The sequence below is a fragment of the Pseudomonas sp. genome (genome assembly GCF_030147005.1).
Classification (GTDB): domain Bacteria; phylum Pseudomonadota; class Gammaproteobacteria; order Pseudomonadales; family Pseudomonadaceae; genus Aquipseudomonas.
This window is the reverse complement of sequence record NZ_JASLAW010000171.1, coordinates 1-12,263: the sequence shown is the minus strand read 5'-3', so window position 1 is coordinate 12,263 and position 12,263 is coordinate 1. Positions and strand designations below refer to the sequence as shown.

Annotated in this window: 13 protein-coding genes; 7 read left to right on the top strand and 6 right to left on the bottom strand. The window is 58.6% G+C overall.

Going from position 1 to position 12,263, the window contains the following annotated elements:
• The first annotated feature begins 311 nt into the window (after window positions 1–311).
• The 3 genes from Q1V60_RS15935 to Q1V60_RS15925 are packed head-to-tail and all read left to right on the top strand — an operon-like array spanning window position 312 to window position 3,712.
• Window positions 312–1,238, top strand: a complete 927-nt coding sequence (locus tag Q1V60_RS15935) for an ABC transporter ATP-binding protein (RefSeq protein WP_300632102.1) — start codon at window positions 312–314, stop codon at window positions 1,236–1,238.
• Entirely contained in the window at window positions 1,235–1,960 is a 726-nt protein-coding gene (locus Q1V60_RS15930; RefSeq protein ID WP_300632101.1) for an ABC transporter permease, read from the top strand. The genes Q1V60_RS15935 and Q1V60_RS15930 overlap by 4 nt, the downstream gene beginning before the upstream one ends.
• A gap of 12 nt (window positions 1,961–1,972) precedes the next feature.
• The gene (locus Q1V60_RS15925) at window positions 1,973–3,712 is read left to right on the top strand and encodes a Gldg family protein (RefSeq protein WP_300632100.1); all 1,740 of its coding nucleotides are present in this window, start codon (window positions 1,973–1,975) and stop codon (window positions 3,710–3,712) included.
• A 13-nt stretch (window positions 3,713–3,725) separates the two neighbouring features.
• On the opposite strand, the gene Q1V60_RS15920 is transcribed toward Q1V60_RS15925, so the two are convergent.
• From Q1V60_RS15920 to Q1V60_RS15910, 3 genes are all read right to left on the bottom strand, one after another.
• Window positions 3,726–4,034, bottom strand: coding sequence for a class I SAM-dependent methyltransferase (locus tag Q1V60_RS15920; RefSeq protein WP_124366363.1), 309 nt, complete (start codon window positions 4,032–4,034; stop codon window positions 3,726–3,728).
• 257 nt (window positions 4,035–4,291) lie between these two features.
• Window positions 4,292–4,726 (bottom strand): DoxX family protein, encoded by a 435-nt coding sequence (locus Q1V60_RS15915; RefSeq protein ID WP_300632099.1) that lies wholly within the window; start codon window positions 4,724–4,726, stop codon window positions 4,292–4,294.
• 103 nt (window positions 4,727–4,829) lie between these two features.
• A complete protein-coding gene (locus Q1V60_RS15910; protein ID WP_300632097.1) occupies window positions 4,830–6,251 on the bottom strand; it encodes a transglycosylase SLT domain-containing protein in 1,422 nt (473 codons plus the stop codon).
• 236 nt (window positions 6,252–6,487) lie between these two features.
• On the opposite strand from Q1V60_RS15910, the gene Q1V60_RS15905 reads away from it, so the two are divergent.
• From Q1V60_RS15905 to Q1V60_RS15895, 3 genes are all read left to right on the top strand, one after another.
• Window positions 6,488–7,294: a TatD family hydrolase gene (locus Q1V60_RS15905; protein WP_300632095.1), complete on the top strand. Its 807-nt coding sequence runs from the start codon at window positions 6,488–6,490 to the stop codon at window positions 7,292–7,294.
• A gap of 98 nt (window positions 7,295–7,392) precedes the next feature.
• Window positions 7,393–8,874, top strand: a complete 1,482-nt coding sequence (locus Q1V60_RS15900; protein ID WP_300632092.1) for a methyl-accepting chemotaxis protein — start codon at window positions 7,393–7,395, stop codon at window positions 8,872–8,874.
• Window positions 8,875–9,340: 466 nt separating this feature from the next.
• Window positions 9,341–9,703: an Mpo1-like protein gene (locus Q1V60_RS15895; RefSeq protein WP_300632090.1), complete on the top strand. Its 363-nt coding sequence runs from the start codon at window positions 9,341–9,343 to the stop codon at window positions 9,701–9,703.
• 3 nt (window positions 9,704–9,706) lie between these two features.
• Here Q1V60_RS15895 and Q1V60_RS15890 read toward each other — a convergent pair whose 3' ends face one another.
• From Q1V60_RS15890 to Q1V60_RS15880, 3 genes are all read right to left on the bottom strand, one after another.
• A complete protein-coding gene (locus Q1V60_RS15890; protein WP_300632088.1) occupies window positions 9,707–10,504 on the bottom strand; it encodes a thioesterase family protein in 798 nt (265 codons plus the stop codon).
• A gap of 89 nt (window positions 10,505–10,593) precedes the next feature.
• Complete coding sequence (locus Q1V60_RS15885; RefSeq protein WP_300632085.1) at window positions 10,594–11,355, bottom strand: CHAD domain-containing protein; 762 nt, start codon at window positions 11,353–11,355, stop codon at window positions 10,594–10,596.
• Window positions 11,356–11,400: 45 nt separating this feature from the next.
• On the bottom strand, window positions 11,401–11,679 hold the full coding sequence (locus Q1V60_RS15880; RefSeq protein WP_012722962.1) for a hypothetical protein: 279 nt from the start codon (window positions 11,677–11,679) through the stop codon (window positions 11,401–11,403).
• Between the two features lie 220 nt (window positions 11,680–11,899).
• Here Q1V60_RS15880 and Q1V60_RS15875 point away from each other — a divergent pair.
• Window positions 11,900–12,263: patatin-like phospholipase family protein (locus Q1V60_RS15875; protein WP_300632081.1), on the top strand; the 364-nt coding region annotated here is incomplete at its 3' end.

Below are 12,263 nucleotides of genomic sequence, written 5' to 3'. Positions count from 1 at the left end.
ACACAGCAGTGCGCCGTTGACGGGAGCATCCTCGCCGCTGCGCTCAAGAACAAGGGTACGTAGAAGCATCATGGCAATCAGGCCTCATTACAAAAAGAAAACCTTATATAAATATCAGACAAATATCCGACCATTATTAAGTATTCAGCACACCACAATTGTTTCAGCGCGTAATCAATTCAAACGTAGGACTTTACTTATTAAGTGCCCCCTGCGTTCCCAAGGCCAGGTATTGAACGTAATCTTTTTAACGCACCGCTACATACACACGAACTCTTCATCAAGCACCGCCCAATTGATTCGGTAACCCTATGATCGAGGTCAGCAACCTGACAAAGTACCTGGGCAAAAAAAGCGTGATTAACGACTTCTCGTTCTGCGCCCAACGCCAGGAATGCGTGGGTTTGCTTGGAGAGCATGGCGCCGGTAAAACCACGTTGCTGAATTTGATCTCCGGCGTGACCAAGCCTTCCAGCGGGCACATCAGTATTCAGGGATTCAACACCCAGACCCATTCCGTTCTCGCCAAGCAAGCCGTTGGCTACCAGCTTCAAGGGGGCGTAACCCATCACACATTGTCGGTCAAAAGCGTCCTCAACTTTGTTGCCGCCGCTCGAGGGTTCAGCGGTGCTGAAAAGCGCCGGCACGTCGACCGGGTCGCCACCCGACTGGAGCTACTGCGCGTACTCAATTGCCCCATCGATGTGCTCAGCCTCGGCCTGAAGCGCAGAGTCGCGATCGCGCAAGCCATTCTGCACTCCCCCAGCGTGCTCCTGCTGGACGAGCCCACGGAGGGATTGAACGCCGAGCAACGGCTCAAATTCAGAGGGTTTGTTCAGTCGTTGAGCGAGGAAATGAGCGTCATCATTGCCTCCCGCCATTACGACGCGCTGTCCGACATCTGCACCCGCGCCCTGGTAATCGCAGGGGGGCGACTGATTGCCGACGCTTCGCTGACCGACCTGCAGCGCAGTTCCCGGCACTTCCAGGCGGTGACGCTCGCAGCGGATCCGCCCCTTGATTTACTCGCACTGGCCGTATTACCGGGGGTCGCGGGCATTGAAGAAGACCGTCAAAGCCCAGGCAAGGTGACGGTTCTGGCCATGCCTGGACACGCCATCTTCCCCGCCATCAATTCACTCATCACCCATCGTGGCTGGAACATAACGTCACTGCATCTGGAGCCAGGTCGCCTGAACGATGTCGTTCACCATCTGAGCCACGAGGTATCCTCTTGAAACTGTTGCCCCTCATTTTCAAACGCCAACTCGCCAGCTACGCCTGCGCTCCCACTACCTACCTGAGCGTGGCTTTTTTCCTGGTGTTATGTGCGACGCTGGGATTGCACACCCACAGCTGGATGGAGCGAGACAGCAGTGACTTGCAGCCTTTTTTCGAGCTGCACCCGTGGCTCTATCTGGTGCTGATACCCAGCCTGACCCTGCTGTTGTGGTCTGATGAACACAGCACCGGTTTCTCCAACATGATGAAAACCCTGCCCATCACCTCAGCAGAACGAGTGATCGGAAAATTCCTGGCAGCCTGGGCTGTATGCAGTGTTGCTCTATTGTTGAATTTTCCTATAGTGATTGCCGCCCATTATCTTGGAACGCCCGACAGTGGGGTGATCGCATCACAATTTCTGGCGAGTTGGCTACTGGCGGGAAGTTATCTCTCTGTCGGTTGCTTTATATGCGCACTCACGCACCAGCGCATTGTTATTTTCCTACTGACGATGGGTTTGCTGCTGGCCATCAGCGGGCTGTCTTCAGTCCTGGATGCACTTGAACATCAGGCACCGATCTGGATGGTTGACAGCGTGATGAAACTTGATCCGATTTCCCGTTTCAGCTCAATGGACGACGGCAAAATAACATTTCATGACGGTTTATATTTTGTCAGCATGATCGTTGCCTTTCTCTCTGCAACCATCGCGACACTCAACTACAAAAACAGCTAAGGAAAGTCGCTGATGCGATCCGCTCTTCGTATGAGTATGACGTTGATCGTCATATCATTACTGTTCCTGGCATTCAATCTGGTCTGGATAAACAAACTACCCGATATCCGCTGGGACTTTTCACAGCAGAAAATTCATACGTTATCGCCCTCGACGCGGCAACTGCTCGCGACGCTTGAAAGCCCACTGGACTTGTATTATTTCAACTCGCTCACTGCACCGAAGAAAAGCCGCATCGTAAAACGCTTCAGCCTACGCATAGAGGATCTGCTCCAAGAGCTCGAAACAGCAGCCGACGGCATGATCAATCTACACATTATTGATCCAGCGCCTTTTTCCGAAGAGGCCTACAAAGCCCGTTTGTTCGGCCTGGATGACGCACAAGGGTTCCTTGGCCTTATCGGCACGCGTGCCGGCCAGGGCGCGCAACGCATCGACGCGTTCAACCCCGATGATGAACCGCTGCTCGAGTATCAAATCAGTCAGTTGATCTATAAATTGATGCACCCCCAGCGCCCCAAAGTCGGCCTGCTATCCGGGTTGGCGTTGGATGAGTCCGCCGCACAACTGATGGAGCAGATGCGCGGGCATTTCAACCTGGTGGAGTTGGCAACGAATATCAGCCAGGTGCCTTCATCGATAGGCAGCTTGATGGTCGTGCAGCCGAGGGCGCTGGCTGAGCAAACGCTTTACGCCATCGAGCAGTTTGTCTTGGGCGGCGGTAAGCTCATGATCTTCATCGACCCGGTGAGCGAGATGGGGACTGAAGCCGTATCGGTCGACTCCAGGCTGGATGGCCTGTTGGCCACATGGGGCATACAGATGCCTGCGAACAAGCTGCTGGTTGACAGCCTTTACGCCTCCTCGGCCTCGCTCGGCCCAGGCATGCCCACCGTAACGCACCCAGCCCGGTTGAAACTGCCACGACAGGCGATGACCACGCACGACGTCAGCACCTGGAAACTCAACAGCCTGAGCGTATCGAGCAGTGGCGCGCTCTTGCGCACCCGAAAAAACCGGACGACATCCACCCCGCTATTACAAAGCTCTCGGCAATCTGCGCTGCTGGACGCCGGGCGTTTTGCTTCAGCGACGGAGTTCGACTCACTTATTGACGAGGCCTCGGCTTCGGGTCAACGCCATGTCATCGCCACTCGTCTTGAGGGGACGGCCTATTCGGCATTCCCTGACGGTTTTGGGGGACAGCCACCAGGCTTACAAAAGGCTGCCCGGATTGAAGTAGTGGTGGTTGCCGATACCGACTTACTCGCAGATGCGGTCAGTCAGGCAACGGCCAACAACAACGTGCAGTTCGTATTGAACACGCTGGATAACCTGGCGGCTCCCGCAGCACTCGCGAATATTCGCCCGCACATCATGTCGCGTTCACTCAGTACCCTTGAGCCGATGCGCGAAGCCGCCGCACAGGCCTATCGGGAAAAGGCAACAGAACTGGAACGTCGACTTGAGCGTACCGAACACGCGTGGCAACGGTTGAATCCACAGGCCGCAGGCTTGGGCACCCAGGCCGTGGACACCAATACCCAATTGCAAGCGCTCAACAAGGAACGCCTGCGCCTGCCCATGGAGCTGCATGCTCTAAAGACTGAGGCGTATGCACCCTTGAAGCGCTTCGAACGGAACATAAAGCTGCTGATGATCGCAACGGTACCGCTGGTGTTGTGCTTGATAGCCTGGGTACGTTATCGCTGCCTGTGTCGACGCAGATGGTTGCCTGTGGCCTTTAGCTGACCACTTCGGGGGGTCAGCGACGAGCGATCAACCCTTGCCGGGCAATACGCGTCAGTTGGCGGATCACCTCTTCGGCATTGTCTGCACTCGGTGCCTGGATCACCGCCAGGTCAAAGCTGTTACTGGCGAAACGCGCCAGGGAGTCGCCGTCTTCCACGAACTGGATCAAAAACGCCGAAGGCCGCCCGGTGCGACGTGGCCAGCCATCCAGATAACGCAGCAGCGTCGGCTGGTGCTTGCCGCCCAGGAGAATTTTCGGGTTGCGTTGAGTCAGGTCCGCAGTGATCGGGGCCAGGCGTATCAGGGGGCGTAGTGCATTCATCGTGTCGTGTCTCTGCCTCAAAAGTCTGCGGGCAGGTGAGAGGCAACACCGAACCAGCGCTTTAGCGGTATTTCGAGCCGTGCCTCCTGATGAGTGCATGGTTCTGTCGGACTGCATCGAGTCCAGTGGCGCCCCGCAATTAGCTGTTTAAATCGGCGCATGAACAGCATCCTAGAGAAGCTGGCGGGGCAGTGTCAAGAATCCCGAGCAACGAAAAGGCCCGCACAAAGGCGGGCCTCTTCTGACGTGCGAAACGCTCAGTTGGCGATGGCGCGGTCGGCAGACAGTTTACCTGCGCCTTCGAACAGCACCGCCAGCGAGCCGCCAAGCAGGGCCAGTGCGAACTCATAACCATTGTTGGCCATGAACAGCCCGTTATGAATGTGCACCGAAAAAATCGCCACCAGCGACAGAAAGGTCAGGCCCAATGCCGCAGGGCGTGCGAGCAGGCCGATGATCAGCGCCAGCCCGGCAAAGAACTCGGTGCCACCTGACAACACGGCCATCAGCATACCCGGCGCCAGGCCGATGCTTTCCATCCACTGCGCGGTGCCCGCCAGGCCACCACCACCAAACCAGCCGAAGAGTTTCTGCGAGCCGTGGGCAGCGAAGACAATACCGACGAAGATACGCAGAACAGTCAGGCCGTAACCGGCGCGGGTGGACAGAACACGGGTGATGAATGGGCTCATGGGGTAAATCCTTTTTCAAGTAAGGTGTGGTTGGCCGCTATATTAATCAGTTTAAGTAATGATAAAAGCCGAAAAACTGCTTCATTAATATCGATAAAATTGATTATTTGCGAGACACAACCTTAGGCGCCTGTGGTTCCAGGGATTCGCGTTCCCGATCGAACGCCAGATAGTACTTGTTGACACTATTAACATAGCTGACGCCGCCCATTCCTACTTGCTCCATGGCAATGCGCTCAACCTGAAAGAACCACTGATTGGGGTTGAGCCCTCGACGCCTGGCTTCGGTGCGCATGCCCTGCACGCGCTCTGGCCCCATGTTATACGCGGCCAATACAAAGGCCATCCGTTCACGCTCGTTGAGCTTGGGGCTGGCGAAGAACTTGCGACGGATCATCGCCAGGTAGCGCGCGCCCGCCTGCACATTACTGTCCAGATTCTCAATGTTATTGACGCCCACCCGCTGCGCCGCCGAAGGGGTGATCTGCATCAAACCGGTAGGGCCACCGCTGTTGCGCGCGCCAGGGTCCAGCGCAGACTCCTTGAATGCCAGCGCAGCCAGGTTCAGCCAGTCCATACCTTGCTCGCGCGCATGCTTTTGCAGCACCGGGCGCAGTTTCTCCAGGCGTTGACGGTCGGCGCGGGCCAACGGGTTGCGCACCTGGTAGAGACGTCGATAGATACGCTGGAATGCCACATCCTGGTCGGAAGGGGTGTGGTAGGTCTTGAGGAAACGATCGATGCTTGCCCGCAGCATCGAAGCGTCCTGGCGCACGAACCAGTACTCGTCGCCCGGTTCGCTGATGACTACCTGCTTGTCAAAGCGCAACTTGGGCAGGATTTTCGACCAGCGCTCGGCAATCGGTTTTTCAACGATGGTCAGATGAAAGATCCCGGCCTGCACCATCTCCAGCACGTCTTCCACCGCCAGGCTCGGGTCGACCCATTCCACCTTGATCGGCGGGTGCTTGTGCAGGGCCAGTTTCTGGTTGACCTGGCTGATCGCATCCGCGGCCGCACTGCCGGTGGTCAGCGCCAGGGTGCGACCCGACAACTGCTCCAACTTGGTAAACCGTCGCTCACCCTTGACACCGACCAGCCACAACGGCACATCGCTGGCGATCGGGTCACTGGTGCTGATCTTGTGCGCGGCCTTCACGTCCAGCAATTCGCCAGGGGCTACCAGGTCGCCTTCGCCACGGGCCAGCGCGCCGAGCAACTGGTCCTTTGCCTTGGGAATGATCTTGAGGTTGATTTCCTGCCCGTCGCGGGCACGGCCATTGAGGTATTGCTCGAAAGCACGCAGGCGATGGTATTCGACACCGATGGCCTGGCCCTGCACTTCACCGGAGCTGTTACGGCTCTGGTTGACCAGTACGCGCAGGGTGCGACTGGAACGAATCTCTGCCAGGTCGCGCACCTTGCCGGGCCTGGTCACTTCCAGCGGCCCGTCCAGACGCGCGACCGCCGCCAGGGGCAGCAGTAACATCACGCACATTACAAGCAACGCCGAGGGTCGGATCATCCGCTCTCCGGAAAGAATACTGGCCAACGCCTTCGTGAAAAACGAGGTGCTGGGCGTCAGAAACAGAGCGCTTTATGCGCTGGCAAGGCGCGCTACGGCGACACGGTGAAAGGCAACGGGCCCGGCACAATGTCGCTGGCGACGTTCAAAGACAGCGATAACGCGTTGTAGTTCTTCGTTTTTCTTATAAATCTACAGCTCTGATATGCTTTCCGGCCGCAGGCGGAGGTAGCACCATGCAACTCATTGATATCGGCGTCAACCTGACCAACCCCAGTTTCGACGAGAGGCACTCGGCCGTTCTTGAGCGTGCCTACGCCGCTGGCGTGCAACAATTGGTGCTTACCGGCACCAGCGTCGAAGGCAGCGAGCAGGCCCTGGAGCTGTGTGTGAACTTCGATGAAAGCGCGCAACGCCTGTTCAGCACCGCTGGCATCCACCCCCATTCCGCCAGCGATTGGAACAGCGACAGCGCCCAGCGTTTGCGTGCCTTGCTCAACGAAACGCGCGTACGCGCCGTCGGCGAGTGCGGTCTGGATTTCAACCGTGATTTTTCGCCGCGCCCGCAGCAGGAAAAAGTCTTCGAGGAACACCTGGCCCTGGCCGTCGAACTGAAACTGCCCGTGTTCCTTCACGAGCGCGACGCCAACCAGCGTCTGCTGGAGATCCTCAAGAACTACCGTGACCACTTGCCCGCCGCCGTGGTGCATTGCTTCACTGGCGAACAAGAGGCGCTCTTCAGCTACCTCGACCTTGACCTGCACATTGGCATCACTGGCTGGATATGCGACGAGCGCCGTGGGACGCATCTGCACCCATTGGTCAGAGAAATTCCCCGCGGCCGTCTGATGCTGGAAAGTGATGCCCCCTACCTGCTACCGCGTACGCTGCGCCCCAAGCCGAAGAACGGCCGCAATGAACCCGCCTTCCTGACCGAAGTGGTGCGCGAGGTTGCCCTGCATCGCAACGAAACGATGGCAGACCTGGCGATGCACAGCACCGCCTGTGCCCGCGCATTTTTCGGCTTACCTGCCGTGGAGTGACGCGGCATATTGACCCATGTCAAAAACACATTTCCTGAGTAGCGGCACAATAATGGCACCTTGCCAATACTGCTTCCGCTATCAGAGAAAAACCTTCCATGGGTGCCTGGCTTAGCAATATCTCGCTTAAGTACAAATTCTGGGCCGTCAATGCGGTGGCTTTCATCACCACCCTGTTGCTGGTGCTGTATGCCGTCCAGCTCGAACAACAGGCGCGCAGCCATGCGTCCCAGGTTTCGGCCCAGGCCCAAGCGCAGCTGCTCGGCGCCTGGCCGGCCGACAAGGCCCTGCCCACTGGCGAGAACTGGCTGACCTTTACCGGCGACCAAGCCCCACAACGGGCAGGCCAGGATCTGTCAGCCTTGCAAGGTGCCAGCGGCTGGGTCGAACTCAGTCACCTGCCCTTGTTCGGCGTGAATCCGCTGGTGGGCGCCGAGGTAGTCCGCCGTGCCGACGGGCAACAAGTCGCCGTACTCGCCTACGCGCCAAGCCTGCGCCAAGTGTTCGGCGAACGCTTCGTCAACTATGCGGTGGCGGTGGCAATCCTGATGCTGGCGATGCTCGGCGCCTCACAACTGCTGATCCGCTTCCTGCTCAGCCAGCTCAACACCCTCAAGGACGTGATGCTGCATGTGGAGAAGACCGGCGACTTGTCCGCCCGCGTCCCGTTGGCCTGCAAGGATGAAGTCGGGCAGATGGCCAGCGCCTTCAACGCCATGCAAGCCGGCTACCAGCGGGTGGTCAACACCGTGGCCCGCACCGCCAGGCAACTGGACGAAGGCGCCGCCCGTCTGGCCAGCAGCATGAACAAGGTTCAGCACGGCATGCTCGGCCAGCAGAGCGAGACCGACCAGGCCGCCACGGCGATCAACGAAATGACCGCCACTGTCCACCATATTGCCCAGCACGCCGGTGCCACCCGCGACCTCTCGCAAACCGCCGACACTCTCGCCGGCAGCGGCCAGGATGTGGTCATTCGTGTGCAACGTTCAATTGCCGGGCTGTCCACTGGTGTGCAACAGACCGCAGAGATGATCCAGAAACTCGCCGAAGACAGCCAGAAAATCAACGGCGTGGTCGGGGTGATCCACAGCATTGCCGAACAGACCAATTTGCTCGCCCTCAACGCCGCTATCGAAGCTGCCCGCGCCGGAGAAATGGGCCGTGGTTTTGCGGTGGTCGCCGACGAAGTGCGCAACCTGGCCAAGCGCGTACAAAGCTCCACCGACGAAATCACCCGCATGGTCTCCGCGCTGCAGGCCGGCACTCGCGACGCGGTGGACTTCATGCAGGAAAGCTCGTTCAAGGCCGATGACTGCGTACAACAGGCCCAGGACGCCGGTGCCGCGCTCGCCGAAATCACTGGCGCCGTGGCGCAGATGCGCGAGAGCAACACCCAGATCGCGGTGGCTGCAGAACAGCAGAGCCATGTCGCCGAAGAGATGAACCGCGCAGTGGTGAGTATTCGTGATGTGACCGAGAACACCGTGCAGCAAACAATGGATTCGGCGACTACCAGCAATGAACTGGCGACGTTGGCCACCGAGCTGAGTAAGGCGATTGGGCAGTTGAAACTGTAGGACCGTTCAGCTCCTAATCCGATTCCTACGACCACGCCGCAGCATCTCTGAGATTAAGACGAAACTTCCTTCATCCCCGCGAATATGCCGGATAAGCTCTACTCCCCTGCTCTGCAAACCGCTGCAAAGCCCCTCGCCTGATCAAACAGTGCGAGGGATTGCAGATGGTTTTTTTCGTTAATGCCCAGGCCAAAATAGAGCAAGATCACAATGGCTTTTTATTCAGCGCAAAGTCGAAAGAGGCCTTTATAGAACTCAACACCAAATGGCTATCTCTGGCCGGCCCGTCCGTTTACATAAACTGCCCTGAACCGGATGACCACGGTCGGTCGGATGCCTAGTCATAGGCAAACCTTAAATTCCCGGACGGCAACTATAACCCCCATAGCCAACCCCAATTCGCCGCCCAACCTTCTCCCACCTAAACTCCATCCAAGTTGTTTCAACGGATAGAGGATTCACCACCATGGGCAAACGTCACCCCAATCTCCCCGCCTGGCAATGGCGTCATTACCCACAAAACCATCAACACCCGACCAACCTGGCCTTGCACCTGATTGCCGTGCCGCTGTTCATCATCGGCTTTCTGTTGATCGTCTCCGGTGTGTTCAGCCTGAGCCTGGTCAGTGTTGCCATCGGCGTGATCGGTCTTTTGGCCGGCCTGGCGCTGCAGCGTCACGGCCACAGCCTGGAAGCCCAGGCCAATGAGCCATTCAGCGACCGTAAAGACGCGGTGCAACGCCTGGTGGTCGAGCAGTTCGTGACGTTCCCGCGCTTTGTGATCAGCGGTGGCTGGTGGCGAGCCTGGCGCCTGCGCCACCCGCGTTGAGCGTCAGGCGAAGACCACCACGGTCTGGCGGCTGAGGGCGATCAACTCGCCGGTCGGGCTCCAGAGCGCGGCGGCGGCGTGGCCGTAGCCGTCGCGGGCGTGTTCGATGTTGACGTGGTATTGGCACCAGTCGAGGGTGGTGAGGTTCTGCAATGGCTGAATGAACTCGATGGTCCAGGTCAGGGTGCTGCCCGGCGCCGGTTTCTTTAAGTGCGGGAGCAACGCCGGCGGCCAGGCATCGACCAGTGCGAGGATATGCGCTTCGGTCAGCGGCTCCTCCTTCACATCCCCGCGCAAACGCACCCAACCGCCCATGTCGCGGGATTTATTGCCGGTAAACGGTAGGCCGCCGACGCTCCAGCGCATTGCCAGGTGCCGCATGAATTCGGGCGTGACGCCCTTGATATAGGGCAGCTCCTGGCACTCATCCCAATGTTTGAACACCGGTGGCGGCTCGCTCGCCACGTCAATTTCCGACTCGCGGGACGCACCGAAACTGGCCTGGACCACGGTCGCCACTTCACCGTTCTGCACCACACGCCCAAGCAATTGGCTGACGGCCTTGCCTTCGCGCAGTACTTCAACTTGATAGCTGGCAGGTACATCCGGCGCTACCGGGCCCACGAAAGTGATCGCCAGCGAGCGCAGCGGCCGGTCTGCCGGCACTTGCGCACGCAAGGCTTCGTAGTGCAACGCGGCGACCAAACCACCAAAAGTGGCGCGGCCCTGGCCCCATTCGGCAGGAATGGTGACATCCAGCGGGTGGCTGCGAGCAGCGTCGAGCAAATCACTAAAGCGCATGGCGACCTCACATCAAAAAATCGATGAGGGGATCTTAACCATCCACCCCGCCAGGTACAGCGCCTATTCCGGCCAAAAGCCGGACGAGTTCAGAAACAATCGGCGCTGAGCTTGTCCACCACACGATCGGCCCGTGCCTCGGCCCTGGACATGGCGGCACGCCAAGTCGCAACGCAGGGCTTGAGATCCGCCTGGTGCTCAGCCTGGATCAACCACTGCCAGCAGTCGTGCCAATCACCCAAGGCGCCTTGAGCCTTTTTCAAACCTGCCATGGCGTTGGCCGGCAGCTTGTCCAACTCGGGGTAGGCCTCGGCGGCGTAGCGCACGCGTTTGACCAGCAAACGCAAACGGTGGCGATCATGCTCTGGATCTTGCAGCGCGTGATCGAGTGTTTTCCATTGCTTGGCCAGGCGCTTTTGGATGCGCGAGCGCAGGCCTTTGAGCAAATTCTGGTGTTGGGAGGCACGTATGAACCGTGGAAACGCATCGAGGATTTGCAGCAGATGCGCCAGCTCCGGGCTTTGCGCAACCTGGCGATAGGCGTCAGGTTGCAGGCGCAGGCGCCGCTCCGCCGCCTCATGATGCCCGTGCTGGTGCAAATACGCCGCCAACACTTCGCGGTCACGCAGCGGCGTGGTCAATTGGCCGACCGTGCGGGCGGCCGATTCAAGTTGTTCGACACCCGGTAACCCGCGCAAGGGGCGCAGCAGGCTGCGCAGACGGCGCACGGTGGTGCGCAGATCATGCAAGGCTTCATCGTCGGTGACGGCGGCAAGACGAGCCTGGCAGCTCAGTACCCCTACTTCCAGGCCAATGACCTGAGCGACTAACTGATTGACCAACGCTGACATCCTGCCCTCCCGTTGTGACGAAAAATCCTACTTGTGGCTAACCCATCAACGCCCGGCGCGTGACTCACGGATATAGAAGCGCGCCTTCTCGGCCTTATTGGAGCAGCCTTCAAACGCTTCGAATTGCTGCTGGGTCTTGGCCCCGGTCAACAGCGACAAAGCCTTGGAGTAGCTGACGGTGCCGGCGAAGCCCTCGGCCTTGGCCAGGTCCAGTTCTTTCCAGGCGGCATCCAACTGCGACCCACAGCTGTCGCGATACGCGGTTTTCCCGGCACAGCCGGCCAATGCCAACACGATCACAGGCACACACATCCAGGCTTTCATTGATGACACCTCAAAAAAATATACAAAAATCCGTCGTAGCCTGTAGACGTTGCCTACAGGGAAAAGTGCCTTGTCCCTGGCCTGAAATCGGTACTGCTCCTTGCCAGAGCATACCCGAGCCTAGTCGCGATTCAGGAAATATATTGCCCAGGCTCACGGAGATTGAAGCAGCCCCCTTGATGGGTGCATTGTGGGGTTCTGTTTTGCGAAGGGTGTGGTCATGAAGAAACGTGTTGCCTTAGTGCTGGGCTCCGGCGGGGCCAGAGGCTACGCCCATATCGGGGTGATCGAAGAAATCGAACGACGCGGCTATGACATCGCCTGTATTGCCGGCTGCTCGATGGGTGCCGTGGTCGGCGGGATCTACGCCGCCGGCAAGTTGGACGAGTATCGAAACTGGATCGAAAGCCTCGATTACCTCGACGTATTGCGCCTGGTGGATGTGAGCTTTCGCCTGGGCGCGATTCGCGGTGAAAAGGTGTTCGGGCAGATCCGCAAGATCGTCGGCGAAATCAATATCGAAGAGCTGCGCATCCCCTACACCGCCGTGGCCACCGACCTCACCAACCAGCAGGAAATCTGGT